General features: G+C 61.6%; 17 protein-coding genes. 9 read left to right on the top strand and 8 right to left on the bottom strand.

The annotated features are described in order from the left end of the window. Window positions 1-2 precede the first annotated feature (2 nt). Entirely contained in the window at window positions 3-1,808 is a 1,806-nt protein-coding gene (locus ACF8GF_RS23795) for a sodium:proton antiporter (protein ID WP_176682706.1), read from the bottom strand. A gap of 68 nt (window positions 1,809-1,876) precedes the next feature. Between ACF8GF_RS23795 and xerD the strand changes: the two genes are divergently transcribed. From xerD to ACF8GF_RS23765, 6 genes are all read left to right on the top strand, one after another. Continuing rightward, window positions 1,877-2,773 carry a site-specific tyrosine recombinase XerD gene (gene xerD, locus ACF8GF_RS23790; protein WP_176682707.1) on the top strand — a complete coding sequence of 299 codons (897 nt, stop codon included), beginning with the start codon at window positions 1,877-1,879 and terminating at the stop codon, window positions 2,771-2,773. Window positions 2,774-2,926: 153 nt separating this feature from the next. Continuing rightward, window positions 2,927-3,670, top strand: coding sequence for a thioredoxin fold domain-containing protein (locus tag ACF8GF_RS23785; protein WP_104962463.1), 744 nt, complete (start codon window positions 2,927-2,929; stop codon window positions 3,668-3,670). A gap of 83 nt (window positions 3,671-3,753) precedes the next feature. Further along, window positions 3,754-5,058, top strand: coding sequence for a homoserine dehydrogenase (locus tag ACF8GF_RS23780; RefSeq protein WP_392488384.1), 1,305 nt, complete (start codon window positions 3,754-3,756; stop codon window positions 5,056-5,058). A gap of 60 nt (window positions 5,059-5,118) precedes the next feature. After that, a complete protein-coding gene (gene thrC / locus ACF8GF_RS23775) occupies window positions 5,119-6,528 on the top strand; it encodes a threonine synthase (protein ID WP_176682708.1) in 1,410 nt (469 codons plus the stop codon). Window positions 6,529-6,660: 132 nt separating this feature from the next. Continuing rightward, the gene (locus ACF8GF_RS23770; RefSeq protein ID WP_121162130.1) at window positions 6,661-7,080 is read left to right on the top strand and encodes a response regulator; all 420 of its coding nucleotides are present in this window, start codon (window positions 6,661-6,663) and stop codon (window positions 7,078-7,080) included. 79 nt (window positions 7,081-7,159) lie between these two features. Beyond that, on the top strand, window positions 7,160-7,441 hold the full coding sequence (locus ACF8GF_RS23765; RefSeq protein WP_176682709.1) for a DUF3509 domain-containing protein: 282 nt from the start codon (window positions 7,160-7,162) through the stop codon (window positions 7,439-7,441). 188 nt (window positions 7,442-7,629) lie between these two features. On the opposite strand, the gene ACF8GF_RS23760 is transcribed toward ACF8GF_RS23765, so the two are convergent. Together ACF8GF_RS23760 and ACF8GF_RS23755 are read right to left on the bottom strand one after the other, a co-directional pair. After that, the gene (locus ACF8GF_RS23760; protein WP_392460530.1) at window positions 7,630-8,505 is read right to left on the bottom strand and encodes a TIGR02285 family protein; all 876 of its coding nucleotides are present in this window, start codon (window positions 8,503-8,505) and stop codon (window positions 7,630-7,632) included. Window positions 8,506-8,524: 19 nt separating this feature from the next. Beyond that, window positions 8,525-9,724 carry a CaiB/BaiF CoA-transferase family protein gene (locus ACF8GF_RS23755; protein ID WP_010952569.1) on the bottom strand — a complete coding sequence of 400 codons (1,200 nt, stop codon included), beginning with the start codon at window positions 9,722-9,724 and terminating at the stop codon, window positions 8,525-8,527. A 130-nt stretch (window positions 9,725-9,854) separates the two neighbouring features. Here ACF8GF_RS23755 and ACF8GF_RS23750 point away from each other — a divergent pair, with 130 nt between their 5' ends. Both ACF8GF_RS23750 and recJ read left to right on the top strand, forming a co-directional pair. Then, window positions 9,855-10,397 (top strand): YaeQ family protein, encoded by a 543-nt coding sequence (locus ACF8GF_RS23750; protein WP_003252169.1) that lies wholly within the window; start codon window positions 9,855-9,857, stop codon window positions 10,395-10,397. 8 nt (window positions 10,398-10,405) lie between these two features. Beyond that, window positions 10,406-12,115, top strand: coding sequence for a single-stranded-DNA-specific exonuclease RecJ (gene recJ, locus ACF8GF_RS23745; RefSeq protein ID WP_020192999.1), 1,710 nt, complete (start codon window positions 10,406-10,408; stop codon window positions 12,113-12,115). Between the two features lie 95 nt (window positions 12,116-12,210). Here the strand turns inward: recJ and ACF8GF_RS23740 are convergent, their stop codons facing one another. Beyond that, window positions 12,211-12,768 (bottom strand): hypothetical protein, encoded by a 558-nt coding sequence (locus tag ACF8GF_RS23740; RefSeq protein ID WP_392488383.1) that lies wholly within the window; start codon window positions 12,766-12,768, stop codon window positions 12,211-12,213. 766 nt (window positions 12,769-13,534) lie between these two features. Next, entirely contained in the window at window positions 13,535-13,795 is a 261-nt protein-coding gene (locus ACF8GF_RS23735) for a DUF3077 domain-containing protein (protein ID WP_176682713.1), read from the bottom strand. Window positions 13,796-14,240: 445 nt separating this feature from the next. On the opposite strand from ACF8GF_RS23735, the gene ACF8GF_RS23730 reads away from it, so the two are divergent. Beyond that, a complete protein-coding gene (locus ACF8GF_RS23730; protein ID WP_392460527.1) occupies window positions 14,241-15,347 on the top strand; it encodes an NADH:flavin oxidoreductase/NADH oxidase in 1,107 nt (368 codons plus the stop codon). Between the two features lie 120 nt (window positions 15,348-15,467). Here the strand turns inward: ACF8GF_RS23730 and ACF8GF_RS23725 are convergent, their stop codons facing one another. The 3 genes from ACF8GF_RS23725 to ACF8GF_RS23715 form a co-directional block, all read right to left on the bottom strand. Next, entirely contained in the window at window positions 15,468-15,800 is a 333-nt protein-coding gene (locus ACF8GF_RS23725; RefSeq protein ID WP_176682715.1) for a type II toxin-antitoxin system HicB family antitoxin, read from the bottom strand. Continuing rightward, window positions 15,797-16,051 carry a type II toxin-antitoxin system HicA family toxin gene (locus ACF8GF_RS23720; protein WP_209963865.1) on the bottom strand — a complete coding sequence of 85 codons (255 nt, stop codon included), beginning with the start codon at window positions 16,049-16,051 and terminating at the stop codon, window positions 15,797-15,799. Before ACF8GF_RS23720 ends, ACF8GF_RS23725 begins: the two co-directional genes overlap by 4 nt. Window positions 16,052-16,179: 128 nt before the next feature. Next, complete coding sequence (locus tag ACF8GF_RS23715) at window positions 16,180-17,604, bottom strand: gamma-aminobutyraldehyde dehydrogenase (RefSeq protein WP_392488382.1); 1,425 nt, start codon at window positions 17,602-17,604, stop codon at window positions 16,180-16,182.

Raw genomic sequence — 17,604 nt, 5'->3', positions numbered from 1 at the left:
TATCACGGCTCCGGTGCTCGCTCGATCAATGCCACCAAGGTCCATCCCGGTTGCGGCTGCAACGGGTTGTCAGGGCTGGCTACATGGACCCAGCCATGGTCATCGCGCGCGAACAGCAAGTGTGCACGCTCGCCATGCAGCGCCTGGTAGGCGTCCCAGCCAAAGCCTTCGGTCAGGTTGGTACTGTACAGCTCGGCGCCCTGATGCATGCGGTTGGCCAGTTGCAGATAGGTCATCGGCTTGGCCCCCAATAGATGCCCGCGGTGCTCTTCGGCCGCCCGATGCTTGTCGCTACGTTGTTTTTCCAGGCCACTGGCAAGCACGAACAGCCGGCTGTGCCCGAAATCATGACGGAACCTGGCGCAGGCCAAGGCATTGATTTCGCCGGCAGGAGAGAGGCCCAGCAAGTGCCCGAGGCCGACCAGGTCCAGATGGGCGTCGGCATGCTGCGAGGCTGGGTTGCCAAAATAGGTCGTGAGCCCGTCCATACGCGCGGCGCGGATGTTTTCCCAGCTGGAGTCCGTCAGCAAAACCCGGCAGCCCAATTGCTGGAGGGTTTTGGCGATGGCCCGGGCCGGCTCGTTGGCACCGACGATGAGAAACCCGCTGGGAGCCGGTTCGGCAACCTTGAGCAAGCGTGCCAGCGGCCTGGCTGTGGCGCTTTGCAGTACTACCGTGCCGATGATTACCGCGAAGGTCAACGGTACCAGCAGCAAGGCATCCTGGTGGCCGGCCTGGTGCAGACGGATGGCAAAAATGGCTGAAACGGCTGCGGCAACGATGCCGCGTGGCGCAATCCAGGCCAGCAGCGCGCGCTCCCGCCAGTTGAGTGTCGAGCCCAATGTGGCCAGCCAGACGCTGAGCGGGCGTGCCAGCAGTTGGATCACCAGCAACAGTGCCAGGACGGCAGGGCCAAGGCCTAGCAGGGCATGCAGGTCAAGGCGTGCAGCCAGCAGGATGAACAGGCCGGAAATCAGCAGCACACTGAGGTTTTCCTTGAAGTGCAGGATCTGTCGCACATCAACCCCGCGCATGTTGGCCAGCCACATCCCCATCACGGTCACTGCCAGCAGCCCGGACTCGTGCATGATCTGGTTGGCGGCGATGAAAATACCCAGTACCGCCGCCAGTGACGCGAGGTTGTGCAGGTATTCCGGTAGCCACTGTTCGCGCATGATTTGCCCCAGCAGCCAGCCCCCAGCCGCGCCCAGGGCGGTACCGCAGAAGAGCACACCGGCGAAGGTGATAAGGCTCTGGCTCAGGCCGTTACCCTCGGCGCTGGCGATGATGAAGCTGTATACCACCACGGCGAGCAGCGCGCCGATCGGGTCGATCATGATCCCTTCCCAGCGCAGGATGTTCGCGATCGCTGCCTTTGGCCGCACCACGCGCAGCATGGGCACGATCACCGTTGGGCCGGTCACCAGGGTCAGGGTGCCGAAGAGAATCGCCAGCGGCCAGTCGAACCCGAGCAGCCAGTGGGTTGCCAGTGCAATCACCAGCCAGGTGACCAGTGCGCCCACTGTGACCAAGCGATGCACCACGCTGCCGATCTCGCGCCACTGGGACAGGTGCAGGGTCAGGCTGCCTTCGAACAGAATCAGCGCCACCGCCAGCGACACCAGCGGCATCAGCAATGGGCCGAACAGCGCCTCGGGGTCGAGCCATCCCAGCGCTGGGCCGGCAAGGATCCCGGCCAACAACAGAAACAGAATCGCCGGCAGCTTCAGGCGCCAGGCCAGCCACTGGCAGGCGAGCGCTGCGGCGCCGATGCCGCCCACGCTCAGAAGGATCTGCTGTTCGTTCATGCGGGCTCCCTATGCCGGCGTTGTTATGAAAGACTAAGCGCCATTTCGTCGTTTGCCACCGAGATTTCATGCCCGCCCTCGACCACCCCTTGATCGACCAGTTCCTTGACGCCTTATGGCTGGAAAAAGGCCTGTCCGACAACACCCGCGTGTCCTACCGTAGCGACCTGGCCCTGTTCAATGGCTGGTTGCAGGAGCGTTCGGTATCGCTGCCAGACGCCGGCCGCGACCTGATCCTCGATCACCTGGCCTGGCGCCTGGATCAAGGTTACAAGCCACGTTCCACGGCGCGTTTCCTGTCTGGTTTGCGCGGTTTCTTCCGTTACCTGCTGCGGGAAAAGCTGGTGGCGATCGACCCGACCCTGCAGGTCGACATGCCGCAATTGGGCAAGCCGCTACCCAAGTCGCTGTCTGAAGCCGACGTCGAAGCCTTGCTGCAGGCTCCGGACCTGGGCGAAGCCATTGGCCAGCGCGACCGTGCCATGCTCGAAGTGCTCTACGCTTGCGGCCTTCGGGTCACCGAACTGGTCAGCCTGACCCTCGACCAGGTCAACCTGCGCCAGGGTGTGCTGCGGGTGATGGGCAAGGGCAGCAAGGAACGCCTGGTGCCTATGGGGGAAGAGGCGGTAGTGTGGCTGGAGCGCTACCAGCGCGATGGGCGCGCCGAACTGCTCAATGGCCGTCCCAGCGATGTGCTGTTCCCCAGCCAGCGCGGCGAGCAGATGACCCGCCAGACCTTCTGGCACCGTATCAAGCACCACGCACGGGTTGCCGGCATCGACAAGCCGCTGTCGCCGCACACCCTGCGGCATGCCTTCGCCACCCACCTGCTCAACCATGGTGCCGACTTGCGTGTGGTGCAGATGCTGCTGGGGCACAGTGACCTGTCGACCACGCAGATCTATACCCACGTCGCCAAGGCCCGGCTGCAGCAGTTGCACGCCCAGCACCATCCGCGTGGATGAATGTTATTCATGTTCCGCCGACCGGTCCTTGCGAGCCCCTTCACTGGCAGCGTGATGTGGTAGGCTTGAGCGGTTTGCACCACGGGCCGCACGGTCACCGCGTATTTTCCGCAGGTGGCGCCCTCCGGCCCCTGTCCGCCTTCAGGAGTTCCCATGCGCGTGACCCAGTTTTTCGCCGCCGCCGCGTTGGCGTTGGCCAGTACCTTTGCCGTTGCCGCGGCAACCGATAGCAACGCCGGTGCGGAGCAGGCCATCCGTAAATCGTTGCAGAACCTCGAACTGGAAGTGCCCGTGGAAAGCGTGGCCAGCAGCCCACTCAATGGCCTGTATGAAGTCAAGCTGCAGGGCGGGCGCGTGCTGTACGCCAGCGCCGACGGTCAGTTCGTGATGCAGGGCTACCTGTTCCAGATCCAGGACGGCAAGCCGGTCAACCTCACCGAAAAAGCCGAACGCCAAGGTATCGCCAAACTTATCAACGGCATTCCAGCCGCCGAGATGGTGGTTTATCCTGCCAAGGGCGAGACCAAGTCGCACATCACCGTGTTCACCGACACCACCTGCCCGTACTGCCACAAGCTGCACGCCGAAGTGCCCGAGTTGAACCGTCGCGGTATCGAAGTGCGCTATGTCGCCTTCCCGCGCCAGGGCCTCGGTTCGTCGGGTGACCAGCAGTTGCAGGCGGTGTGGTGCTCCAGTGACCGCCGTGGGGCGATGGACAAAATGGTCGAAGGTAAAGAAATCAAGGCCGCCAAGTGCACCAACCCGGTCAGCAAGCAGTTCCAGCTGGGTCAGTCGATCGGGGTCAATGGCACGCCGGCCATTGTTCTTGAAAGCGGCCAGGTCATTCCTGGCTACCAGCCGGCACCGCAGGTCGCCAAGCTGGCACTTGCCAAGTAATTCAGTTCAGTACGCCGTCGTCATGGGGTGACGGCAAGTTTCACGGTCGGCAAACGTGTCGGCCGTTCAATGGGGAGTTCACAGTGAAACCGGTCAAAGTAGGCATCTGTGGGTTGGGGACCGTCGGTGGCGGAACCTTCAATGTACTTCAGCGCAACGCCGAGGAGATTGCCCGCCGTGCCGGGCGCGGTATTGAAGTGGCACAGATCGCCATGCGCTCGCAGAACCCGAACTGCCAGATTACCGGTACCCCCATTACCGCTGACGTGTTCGAAGTTGTAAGCAACCCGGAGATCGACATTGTCATCGAGCTGATCGGTGGCTATACCATCGCCCGCGACCTGGTGCTGAAGGCCATCGAAAACGGCAAGCACGTGGTCACCGCCAACAAGGCGCTGATTGCCGTGCATGGCAACGAAATCTTCGCCAAAGCCCGCGAGAAGGGTGTGATTGTCGCGTTCGAGGCGGCCGTAGCCGGTGGCATCCCGGTGATCAAGGCCATTCGCGAAGGCCTGTCGGCCAACCGCATCAACTGGCTGGCTGGCATCATCAACGGCACCGGCAACTTCATCCTCACCGAAATGCGTGAGAAGGGCCGTGCCTTCCCGGACGTGCTGGCCGAAGCTCAGGCGCTGGGCTACGCAGAAGCCGACCCGACCTTTGACGTGGAAGGCATCGACGCTGCGCACAAGCTGACGATCCTGGCGTCCATCGCGTTCGGTATCCCGCTGCAGTTCGACAAGGCCTACACCGAAGGTATCACCCAGCTGACAACGGCAGACGTGAACTACGCCGAGGCCCTGGGCTACCGCATCAAGCACCTGGGCGTGGCGCGTCGCACCGCCGAAGGTATCGAGCTGCGCGTGCACCCGACGCTGATCCCGGCCGACCGCCTGATCGCCAACGTCAACGGCGTGATGAACGCTGTCATGGTCAACGGTGATGCTGCAGGCTCCACCCTGTACTACGGTGCCGGCGCGGGTATGGAGCCTACCGCTTCGTCAGTGGTCGGCGACTTGGTCGACGTGGTCCGTGCCATGACCTCCGACCCGGAAAACCGTGTGCCGCACCTGGCCTTCCAGCCAGACTCGCTGTCGGCCCACCCGATCCTGCCGATCGAAGCCTGCGAAAGCGCCTACTACCTGCGCATCCAGGCCAAGGATCACCCGGGCGTACTGGCCCAGGTCGCCAGCATCCTCTCGGAGCGCGGTATCAACATCGAGTCGATCATGCAGAAGGAAGCCGAGGAACAGGATGGCCTGGTGCCAATGATCCTGGTGACCCATGGCGTGGTCGAGCAGCGTATCAATGATGCCATCGTCGCTCTGGAAGCCCTGCAGGACGTGGTCGGCAAGGTTGTGCGCATTCGCGTCGAACAGCTCAACTAACAAGTATTTGCCGACGGGCCGCCTGCGCGGCCCCGGCCCCAGCATCGAAGGTTTGCACCCATGCGCTATATCAGTACCCGCGGCCAGGCACCGGCCCTCAATTTCGAAGACGTGCTGCTGGCTGGCCTGGCCAGCGACGGCGGCCTCTACGTGCCGGAAAACCTGCCACGCTTCACCCAGGAAGAAATCGCCTCGTGGGCCGGCTTGCCCTATCACGAGCTGGCCTTCCGCGTGATGCGCCCGTTCGTCGAAGGCAGCATCGCCGACGCCGACTTCAAGAAGATCCTCGAAGAAACCTACGGCGAGTTCGCCCACGCTGCGGTCGCCCCGTTGCGTCAGTTGAACAGCAACGAGTGGGTGCTGGAGCTGTTCCACGGGCCGACCCTGGCGTTCAAGGACTTTGCCCTGCAGTTGCTCGGTCGCCTGCTTGACCATGTGCTGGCCAAGCGCAACGAGCGCGTGGTCATCATCGGTGCCACCAGCGGTGATACCGGTTCCGCCGCGATCGAAGGCTGCCGCCGTTGCGACAACGTCGACATCTTCATCCTGCACCCGCACCAGCGAGTGTCGGAAGTGCAGCGCCGCCAGATGACTACCATCTTTGGCGACAACATCCACAACATCGCCATCGAAGGCAACTTCGACGATTGCCAGGAAATGGTCAAGGCCAGTTTCGCCGACCAGTCGTTCCTCAAGGGCACCCGCCTGGTAGCCGTCAACTCGATCAACTGGGCGCGGATCATGGCCCAGATCGTCTACTACTTCCATGCAGCCCTGCAGTTGGGTGGCCCGGCGCGCTCGGTGGCGTTCTCGGTACCGACCGGCAACTTCGGCGACATCTTCGCCGGCTACCTGGCGCGCAACATGGGCCTGCCGGTCAGCCAATTGATCGTCGCCACCAACCGCAACGACATCCTGCACCGCTTCATGAGCGGCAACCAGTACGTCAAGGAAACCCTGCACGCCACCCTGTCGCCGTCGATGGACATCATGGTCTCGTCCAACTTCGAGCGCCTGCTGTTCGACCTGCATGGCCGCAACGGTGGTGCGATTGCCGAGCTGATGGCCAACTTCAAGCAAGGTGGCGGCTTCAGCGTCGAGCAAGACCGCTGGACCGAAGCCCGCAAACTGTTCGACTCGCTGGCTGTCAGTGACGAGCAAACCTGCGAAACCATCGCAGAAGTGTTCGCCGCCACCGGTGAAGTGCTCGACCCGCATACCGCAATCGGCGTCAAGGCTGCCCGCGAGTGCCGCCGCAGCCTGGACACGCCAATGGTGGTGCTGGGTACCGCGCACCCGGTCAAGTTTCCGGAAGCGGTGGAGAAGGCCGGTGTGGGCAAGGCGCTGGAGCTACCCGTGCACCTCAGCGACCTGTTCAGCCGTGAAGAGCGTTGCACGGTACTGGCCAATGACCTGAAGGCTGTACAGGGCTTTGTCAGCCAGCACGGCAACCGCGGCAAGCCGCTGTAATTGCATGGCGTTTGGGGCTGCACAGAGCAGCCCCAAAGTCTCAGACTTTTCCCTCCGGTCTATCAGAAACATCCTATTCGGTCCGCAGAGCTTCAAGCATAAATTAGCCGGTCCTCCCTCCAGGAGCGGCTCATGCACCAGCCCTATGTGTTGATCCACCAGGCTCGCCCATCCCATCAGATCCTCTTGCACCAGGCCCTTAACGGCCAAGGCGTCTTCAACGTGCGCATCAGCGAGAGCATCGCTGACCTCGACGCCTGCCTCTGTGCTGAGCGTCGCCCCGACCTGCTGATCCTCGACCACGCCATGCCAGCCCGGGCCGGCCTTGCCCTGTTCGCCCAGCCGCAGCGCGCGCGCGCATTGCTGTTCGTCGGGCAGCCTGCCCCAACGCGTCAAAACCTTGCCCAAGAGGCCAGAAAGCGCGGCATGTGGGTGCTCGACGAGTTGCCCTGGCCGCTGTCTATGCCACGCCTGCAGCATGCCTTGCAGACACTGCAGGTACGCCCTGGTCGGCGTATTCAAACTGTCATGCCAGCCCCGCATGCTCATTGAAGCGGGCGCGGTTTGACGAACTTTCTGCGGCGCCTGCTGGTCAGTCACTTTAGGTCCCACCACGCAGCGAGTGATCCGGATGGAAAGAATCTGCAGCCTGCTCAACGAAGCCCTGACGCCCTATCAGACCCACCTTGGCATCGCCGATCCCGGCGGTAATCGTCAACTGACCGTTCACGATCCCCTCTCAGGTATTACCTTGCGGCGCACGGTCAGCGAGCGCCAATTGCAAGAGCAACGCCTGCTGATCGACCTCGTGGACGGCTTGCACCGAGACCTGCAGATAGCTGAGGGGCGGTTGCAGCCTTGTGTGATCGCGGCATTGCAGCATCGTCAGCAACCGCAGGGAACCTTTGCCTGAGTGGCTTATCAGACAGTGTAGGGGCAGCCAGCCAGTGCTTTGCTCCAGCGCTGGCAAGGCTGTCACGGGAAGTCCTCAAGGGCTTTCGCTTGGCCCCGGGCGTCTTCCCCAGCGCCCGGGGTTTCTTTTTCCGGGCAGGCACCTATCCCCAAGGCTGCTCCTGCAACCACGGTGCATGCCGGTTGGGTTTATCTGGCCTCAAAGAAACGGCGGCTTTCTTGCAGGTAGTCTTCCCGCAATGCCTGGTCCAGCCAGCGGGCATACAACCCAGGCAACACATCCCGGCGCAGGGCAGGCAGCAACTGATCGATGTGGGCAACTGCCGCACGCCCCAGTTCGCTGTCTGTACACCCCACGTGCAGAAACTGGTAGCGCTTCACGCCCTGCACAGTATGAAACTGATAGTCATCCAGTGATCCGCCTTGTTGTTGTATCAGGTAGCGCACTTCAGGCCAGTAGCCGAGCACCAGGCGCAGGCGCCCCAGCTGCTGCATCTGCAGCAGGTTGGCGGTGGCCTCGTTGCCGTAGTGCCGGCTGAGCGCGCTGTCGGGCAACTGGCGCAGGATGCTGTCAATCTGCGTACCGTAGCTGCGCTCGGCGACAACCCCCAGCTTCAGCGGGGTCTTGCTCAGCAGGCCACGCAGGTCCACCTGCTGGCCGTCGAGGTAGGGTGCCACCAGCGCCTGGTTTTCCTTGCGCAACACCAGGCCACCGCTGAGCGCGCCCAGCGATGGAACGGAAAAATGCACATACTCGGCCCGTTTCGGGGTCCACAGCACGGTTGGGTCGCAGGTAAAGGTGTCACGGTCTTGCAGCATCTGCAGGCCGCGGGCGCGGTTGACCCGCACGATGCTGTGTTCGTACTCGGGCATCTGCCTGATCAGCAGCGGTAACAACTGGTCGATCACCCCCCGGCCTTCTTCCGGGCCATCAAAGATGGTGAACGGTGGCAGGTCACGCACCAGCCAGAAGAGGTGCTCCTTGGCGCTCGCTGGCTGCATCAGCAACGCGGGCAAAAGCCCGCAGAGCAGGACCAGAAGGCGTAGGCAGCGGATTGCGTACATGGAGACGGAAGCGCCAGGGTCAGACCGTGCCCGCTGCACGCAGGCTGGCGATGGCCGCTGCGTCGTAGCCCAGGCTGCCGAGCAGCGCCTCGGTATGCTCGCCCAAGGCCGGGCCGACCCATTCGCTAGAGCCGGGAGTCTCCGACAGCTTGGGCACGATGCCGGGCATGTGGAATGGCTTGCCATCCGGCAGCTTGGCCTGCAGGAACATCTCGCGCGCCAGGTACTGGGGGTCGTTGAACATGTCTTCGGCCGAATAGATACGGCTGGCCGGCACTTCGGCGGTGGTCAGCACCTGCATCAGTTGCTCCAGTGGCAGGCTGTTGGCCCAGCGGTCGATTACCCCGTACAACTCGTCACGACGCAGGTCGCGGCCGTCGTTGCTGGCCAAGGTGGGGTCATTGGCCAGGTCGTCACGACCGATGGCCTGCATGAAGCGCTTGAAGATCGCATCACCGTTGGCGCCGATCTGCACATGCTTGCCGTCGGCGCTTGTGTGGATGGAGGAGGGCGTGATGCCTGGCATGATGTTGCCGGTGCGTTCGCGGATAAAACCGAACACATCGAACTCCGGGACCATGCTCTCCATCATGGCAAAGATCGCTTCGTACAGGGCCACGTCCACCACTTGGCCCTGGCCGCCATTGACCTCCCGGTGGCGCAGCGCCATCAGCGCGCCGATCACCCCCCACAGGGCGGCAATCGAGTCACCGATGGAAATCCCCGTGCGCACCGGCGGGCGGTCATCGAAACCGGTGATGTAACGCAGGCCGCCCATCGACTCGCCTACGGCACCGAAGCCTGGCTGGTCTTTCATCGGCCCGGTCTGGCCAAAGCCCGACAGGCGCACCATCACCAGGCGCGGGTTCAGCGCATGCAGTACATCCCACCCCAGGCCAAGTTTCTCCAGCACCCCCGGGCGGAAGTTTTCGATCAGGATGTCGGCCTCGGCCAGCAGGCGCTTGAGGATATCGCGGCCCTCGGGGTGCTTGAGGTTGAGGGTGAGCGACTGCTTGTTGCGGGCCTGCACGAACCACCACAGCGAGGTGCCCTCGTACAGCTTGCGCCACTTGCGCAGCGGGTCGCCGCCGTCGGGCGATTCGACCTTGACCACTTCGGCACCGAATTCGGCACAGATGCGCGAGGCGAACGGCCCGGCGATAAGGGTACCGAGTTCGACAACTTTAAGGCCGGCGAGGGGTTTGCTGGGCGTCGACATGGGGTATCCGTGGCTGTTGGGCAGAGCCGTGGTTTTATCACACGTCGGTTTCGCCGGGTACTGCTGCGGGGCATGGAAGGTGCGGATGGGGTAGACTGTGCCACTTTCTTTTGCACGAAGCCCGTTGACCATGGCCCAGCCGTCCACCACCTACAAGTTCGAATTGAATCTCACCGACCTTGATCGCAACGTCTACGAAAGCGTCAAACAGACTATCGCTCGGCACCCTTCGGAAACCGAAGAGCGCATGGCAGTTCGTCTGTTGGCGTACGCGCTCTGGTACAACGAGAACTTGTCGTTTGGCCGCGGCCTGTCGGATGTCGATGAGCCGGCGCTGTGGGAAAAGAGCCTGGACGACCGCGTGCTGCACTGGATTGAAGTTGGCCAGCCCGATGCCGATCGCCTCACCTGGTGCTCGCGTCGTACCGAACGCACCAGCTTGCTGGCTTACGGCAGCCTGCGAGTGTGGGAGGGTAAAGTGGTAAGCGCGGTAAAGAACCTGAAAAACCTGAGCATTGCCGCTGTGCCGCAAGAGGTGCTGGAAACCCTGGCGACCGACATGCCGCGTAGCATCAAGTGGGACGTGATGATCAGTGAAGGTACGGTATTCGTGACTGACGACCGTGGCCAGCATGAAGTCCAACTGCAGTGGCTGCTCGGTGAGCGTGGTTGAAGCAACCCATGCGTATCGAACCTCGCCCGCTGCCGCCTACCCTGCCATTTCTGGGTAACCTGCCACCCTTGCTGACCCGCCTTTACGCCGCGCGTGGCGTGCAGAGCGAGGCCGAGCTGGACAAAAGCCTGGCACGCCTGCTGCCGTACCAGCAGCTCAAGGGGATCGAGGCCGGTGTGGACCTGCTGGTCGAAGCCATCGACCAGCGCCAGCGCATCCTCATCGTCGGCGACTTCGATGCCGACGGTGCCACTGCCAGCACCGTCGGGGTGCTGGGCCTGCGCCTGCTGGGTGCGGCCCATGTTGATTACCTGGTGCCCAACCGCTTCGAGTACGGCTACGGCCTGACCCCGGAAATCGTCGAGGTGGCGCTGCAGCGCCAGCCGCAGTTGCTGATTACCGTGGACAACGGCATTTCCAGTGTCGACGGGGTGGCGGCGGCCAAGGCCGCCGGGCTCAAGGTGCTGGTCACCGACCACCACCTGCCGGGCGAGCAGTTGCCCGACGCCGATGCCATCATCAACCCCAACCAGCCGGGCTGCAGCTTTCCGAGCAAGTCGCTGGCCGGGGTAGGGGTGATCTTCTATGTGTTGATGGCCCTGCGCGCTCGCTTGCGCAGCCTTGGGCGCTACGAGGCGCAGCCACAGCCGAACATTGGCGAGCTGCTCGATCTGGTGGCGCTGGGCAGTGTTGCTGACGTGGTGCCGCTGGATGCCAACAACCGCATCCTGGTGCACCAAGGCCTCGAGCGCATCCGCGCCGGCCGCGCCCGGCCCGGCCTCAAGGCCATCCTTGAGGTGGCGCGGCGCGATCACCGGCGCATCACTTCGACTGACCTTGGTTTCATCCTCGGCCCACGGTTGAATGCCGCCGGGCGCCTGGACGACATGAGCCTGGGCATCGAATGCCTGCTGTGCGAGGACGCGGCGCTGGCCCAGGACATGGCCCAGCAGTTGGATGACCTGAACCAGGACCGCAAGTCCATCGAGCAGGGCATGCAGCGCGAAGCCCTGGCCCAACTCAAGGACCTGCCGGTCGAGTCGATGCCGTATGGGTTGTGCCTGTTCGATGCCGACTGGCACCAGGGCGTGATCGGTATTCTGGCTTCGCGCTTGAAGGAGCGTTACCACCGGCCGACCATTGCGTTCGCTGATGCTGGCGACGGCATGCTCAAAGGTTCGGCGCGCTCGGTGCCGGGGTTCCATATTCGCGATGCGCTGGATGCCGTGGCCGCGCGCCACCCGCAGTTGATCAGCAAGTTCGGCGGCCACGCCATGGCGGCAGGGTTATCGTTGCCCGAGGCCAATTTCCCGGCATTTGCCGAGGCGTTCGATGAAGAGGTGCGGCGTCAACTGCGCGAAGAAGACCTGACCGGCCGGCTGTTATCCGACGGTAGCCTGGCGGTCGAGGAATTCCACCTCGACCTGGCCAAGGCCCTGCGCCACGCCGGGCCTTGGGGCCAGCACTTCCCGGAGCCGCTGTTCCATGGCGTGTTCCAGTTGGTGGAGCAGCGTGTGGTTGGCGAACGGCACCTGAAAGTGGTGCTCAAGAGCGAATGTGGCTCGGTGCGGCTGGATGGCATTGCCTTCGGCATTGACCGCGAAGTGTGGCCAAACCCGACGGTGCGCTGGGTGGAGTTGGCGTACAAGCTGGATGTGAACGAGTTTCGCGGTAATGAGAGTGTGCAGTTGATGATTGCGCATATGGAGCCGCGCTGACTGTAAATGGGGGCTGCTTTGCAGCCCATCGCCGGCAAGCCAGCCCCCTCGCCCGCATTGACCTCAAATCATGCCCGCTCCCACACATGCAACTGTTAGTGGCGGATCTCGGATTGCCTTTTGCGCTTCCGGTTCTGCCAGTGCATGACGCCTGCTGCGACGAACGAAGCCAGGCTCAGCAGTGAGAAGAACACCATCCCCTCGACTGCTTCCCGGTTGTAAGTCTCTCTCACATACTTCTTGATTGTTTGATCGTACAGAATCTCATCGCTGGTCGATAATTGTCTGACGATTGAGCCGGCTAAAGCATCTTCGATATCTGCAAACAGGGGCGTTGCCTTGCTAAGGTTGGCGGCGTCGAAGCGGGCTTTTTCTGCATAAACCCATGTTTTGATCAGATGGCCGCTTGGTTCGGTGTAAGCAATGCCAAAACTGTAGATCGACTTGTCATGCTCCCAAAGTTCAGGTTTTGATGTAAGAGTGGCTGGAACGCGTACCCAGGGAGCTGTTACTGGTTGTGTGCTGCTGTTCCAGTTCGTTAGGTAGATCGGAATAAAACATAAGAAAATGAAGCCGATAAGTAACATGGATGTCATTCGCTTATGGGGTTCCAAAGCCTGCATGATTTCGATCCAGGCACGCCAAGTTAACATCAGCAAATCCCTCCTAGGAATGAAGCCTTCTAACGATATTTGTCTTGCTGTGGGGCAGAGCAACAAGCGTACTTGTCCTGGCCGCCACCTATGACGGTGGTGATTGATGGACGAGGACCTGCGGGCGGTTGTCCATTAATGCTGTCAATTCCAACGGTGATCGTAGCGCCGTCACTAGTAGATGGCGGCGGCTGAATGGGGGGATTCACACCGCCATAAATAACTGGTTGCCCCCAGGTGTTCACTTGGAATAACTCTAATCTTCTTGTTTGGCTTGTTCATCCAGTGTAATGGCATTGTCTAGAATGCTAATGTCACTTGGAGCGAATTGTCTTTGCATTGGCTATGCCTCAAGTTTTGTACAATGCCTTAAAGGCTGTTAGCCAGATAGTGGTGGTTGGCGCTAGGAGACATTAGTCGCTTGGTGTAGTGGGTTCGATAAGATATGGGGGTTACTGATTGAGAAGATTTTCCGAAGCTGATGTGGCTCTTGAGGTAATTGGCTGTGGGAAATCTTCCGTTGCCCCGGTGTGTCGGGGCAAGAAGGTGTACATGGGGGAAGTGACCCATTCATGTATGGAGTAATTACTGCCCTTAGCCGAGTAGCAGTGGCGCCAACCTCAACGCGACATACCTAGGGGTTGTATGAAATGCCTTGAGACGAAAGTCAGGCAAGGCGAAAACAGCCGAAGAAGCGCAGTTTATGGGCCGTAAATGAGCATTCCGAGGCTGTTTTCAACGCAGCGTTACTGAGTATCAAGGGATTTCATACAGAGCCTAACTCGGCATCATCCATCAACGCCTTGGTCATCGCACTGAGGTAGTGGGCAGCCCAGATCATCATGGGTTTCTCATCCATCAGGCCGAGGATGGCCAGCTCGCGCACATAACCCATCAATTCGGATGCCTGATCACGGGCGTCCCGGCACGGAATGCCTGCTTCGATGCGAAACAGTGGGTGGGTCTGGTTTTCACCTTGGAAGAAAGTGGTTTTGCCGACGGTGAATTGGGTGTCGACTGTGCTCATTGATCCTTCTCCTGAATCATTTCGAGTGACAATGAATGAAAGTTCTAATCGAAATGAGGGGGGGATCAGGGGCTGTCATTTTCATATCAATCACTCGTAGGCTTACTGATTGACTGCTTCTCCGATTCCACACGAAGGGTGGCAGCTGTACGCGGTGTGGAATCCAGGCTACGAGTTAAACCGGTAGGTTTGTGACCTTCCGCGCACAACGGCCATGACGACAGTTACTCGGTAATTGATCGGATTCCACGCCCGGACGCTGAATGCCAGCAACCAGCAAAGGCGACATACTCTCAAGACAAAAAAACGCACCCCACCCAAAATCCCATGGAACCTCCTCCCCACCCATTCTGGTCTAGTCTGAGGTTATGACCGGACTTGGGCCAGGGACGTGTAATTGAGTGTCCAGGCCGGATCACCATTGGAGTCCTTGGGAGGTGCCCTCATGAGCCTGCTGCTCGAGCCTTACACCCTGCGTCAGCTAACCTTGCCCAACCGCATCGCCGTGTCACCAATGTGCCAGTATTCCGCCGTCGATGGCTTGGCCAACGACTGGCATCTCGTCCATTTAGGTAGCCGCGCCGTCGGTGGCGCCGGCCTGGTAATCACTGAAGCCGTGGCAGTGACCGCCGGTGGCCGTATTACCGCCGAAGACCTGGGCCTGTGGGACGACGCCCAGATCGCGCCGTTGCAGCGCATCACCCGCTTCATCAGTGCACAGGGGGGCGTGCCTGGCATCCAGCTGGCCCACGCCGGGCGCAAAGCCAGTACCTACCGCCCATGGCTTGGCAAACAGGGCAGCGTCAAGCTGGAGGAGGGCGGCTGGCAACCGGTGGGGCCGTCGAAGATCGCCTTCGATCCGCAGCACACACCTCCACGCGAGTTGAGTCAGGACGAGATCCAGGAGGTGATCGCCGCCTTCGTCGCCTCGACAGAGCGCGCCTTGAAGGCTGGATTCAAGGTGGTGGAACTCCATGCTGCCCATGGCTATCTGCTGCACCAGTTCCTGTCACCGCTAAGCAACCAGCGCCGTGACGAATATGGCGGTAGCTTTGAAAACCGTATTCGCCTGACCCTGCAGGTGGTCGAGGCCGTGCGCAAGGCCTTGCCTGCCGAATTGCCGCTGTTCGTGCGTGTATCGGCTACCGATTGGGTAGAGGATGGCTGGAACCCGGATGAAACCGTCGAACTGGCACGCCGCCTGCGGGAGTTGGGCGTGGATCTGATGGATGTCTCTTCAGGCGGCACCTCGGTCAACGCCGAGATCCCTACCGGCCCCGGCTACCAGACCCGCTTTGCCGAGCGCGTGCGCAAGGAATCGGAAATTGCCACCGGCACCGTGGGCATGATCACCGAACCGGCCCAGGCCGAGCACATCCTGCGCACCGGCCAGGCCGATATCATCTTCCTCGCCCGCGAACTTTTGCGCGATCCGTACTGGCCACTGCATGCCGACGACGACCTGGGCGGCAACAAGGCCACTTGGCCGGCGCAATACCAGCGCGCGACCAGCCGCGCCAACCCGATTCACGAGTCCGATTTGCGCGACTGACCCAAGCCTTGCGCGGCCCTTGCAGGAGCGGCCCTGTGTCCCGGCAACAGTTGCCGGGGCTGCCGCGCAGCCCATCGCGATACAAGGCCGCTCCTGCAACGCCGGCGTTGGTAGCTGGGTTCAGCTATAGGTAGCCTTGCTGAGAATATCGCTCACCCATTGATTGATGCTCTTTTCGGCCAGCTCTGCCTGGGCCGCCACACTGGCGTGAAGGGTAGGCTCAAGGCGTAGGCTGAGCTTGCCGGAGTACGTTTTCTGCGGTTCCCGCCCGAGGCGTTGGCAAGTCTCAAGATAATCGTCAACGGCTTCTTCAAATGCCTGGCGCAACTCACTGATCGATTCGCCATGAAAACCAATCACGTCGCGAACACCGGCGACATGGCCGATCAGCAACTGGTCTTCGTCGCTGTATTCGATACGAGCGGCGTAGCCGCGGTAAGTCATTACATTCATGGTAATACTCCTGCCTGCTCAAGGAACTGGCGGGCGTCTCTGAGTTGATAGGGCTTGGCGTGCCTGTCCGGATGAGGGCGGTGGAAGGTTGCCACTGCTCCATTGAGTTCAAAGCGAACCCGCGATCCTCTTCCTTCTATGACCCTGGCACCCAGCGATACCAATAGAGACTCCACTCGCGCCCACTCCAGTGTTCTGGGCACCGGCCTTTCAAGTAATGCTTCAAGTGTGGCTTTCTGATGATTATTCATGGTATCAGATTATGATACCAAGCATGAGGGCTCAATGGATGTGCAGTAGGAGGGAGTAGATCACGGTTGAAGGAAAATTCTGAGGCGTTGACCGAGGGGCATTCAAGACCCTCGGTCAACGCGAGCACTTAGTGCTTGATCATCACATGCCGCACACAGGTGTAGTCCTCCAGCCCATACATCGACATGTCCTTGCCATACCCTGAATGCTTCTGCCCGCCATGGGGCATTTCGCTGACTAGCATGAAGTGGGTGTTCACCCAGGTGCAGCCGTACTGCAAGCGCGCCGCCAGGCGGTGGGCGCGGCCGGTGTCACGGGTCCATACGGATGAGGCCAGTCCATAATCGGAGTCGTTGGCCCATTCCAGCGCCTGCGCTTCATCGGTGAAGCGGGTGACCGAAACCACCGGGCCAAACACTTCGTTGCGCACGATCTCGTCGTCCTGCAGGGCATCGGCCAGCACGGTAGGCTCGAAGAAATAGCCATCGCCCTCTATTGCCTTGCCACCGGTTACCAGACGAATGTGCGGCTGGGCGATGGCCCGCTGCACCAAACCGGCGACCTTGTCGCGGTGCTGGGCACTGATCAGCGGCCCCAGTTCGGTTTCTTCAGACTCCTGCAGGCCCGGTTTGAGGCTGGCTACGGCTTTACCCAGGCGCTCGACGAAGCGCTCGTAGATCCCGTCCTGCACATACAGGCGGCAGGCTGCGGTGCAGTCCTGGCCGGCGTTGTAAAAGCCGAAGGTTCGGATGCCGTCGATGGCGGCATCGATGTCAGCGTCATCGAACACCAGCACCGGCGCCTTGCCGCCCAACTCCATGTGCATGCGTTTCACGCTGTCGGCGGTGGCGCTGATGATGTGCGCGCCGGTGGGGATCGAGCCGGTCAGCGATACCATGCGCACCTTGGGGTGGGTAATCAACGGGTTGCCGACCGTCTGGCCGCGGCCGAAGAGAATGTTCAGCACGCCCGGCGGGAGCAGGTCCTGGGCCAGCTCGCCCAGGCGCAGGGCCGTCAGCGGCGTCAGTTCGGACGGCTTTATCACCACCGTGTTGCCGGCGGCCAGGGCCGGGGCGATCTTCCAGGCCAGCATCATCAGCGGGTAGTTCCACGGCGCGATGGAAGCCACCACGCCCAACGGGTCGCGGCGAATCATCGAGGTGTGGCCCGGTAGGTACTCGCCTGCCGCCGAGCCGCCCAGGCAGCGCGCCGCACCGGCAAAGTAGCGGAACACGTCGGCAATCGCCGGGATCTCATCGTTCAGTGCAGCGCTCAGGGGCTTGCCGCAATTTTGCGATTCCAGCCGGGCCAGTTCATCGCCATGGGCTTCGATGGCGTCGGCCAGCGCCAGCAATGCTTGCGAACGTTCTTTAGGGCTGGTTTGCGACCAGCTGTCGAAGGCCTGGTCGGCAGCGCGTACGGCGCTGTCCACCTGTGCCTCAGTGGCTTCGTTGATCTGCGCCAGGGCAGTGCCCAGCGCCGGGTTGAGCACGGTCCAGGCCGGGCCTTGGCCAGCGACCAGTTGGCCATTGATCAGCATCTGCGTTTGCAT

The sequence above is a fragment of the Pseudomonas sp. yb_5 genome (genome assembly GCF_043103865.1).
In the GTDB taxonomy this organism is placed as follows: domain Bacteria; phylum Pseudomonadota; class Gammaproteobacteria; order Pseudomonadales; family Pseudomonadaceae; genus Aquipseudomonas; species Aquipseudomonas putida_Y.
This window is presented reverse-complemented; position numbering and strand designations above follow the sequence as displayed.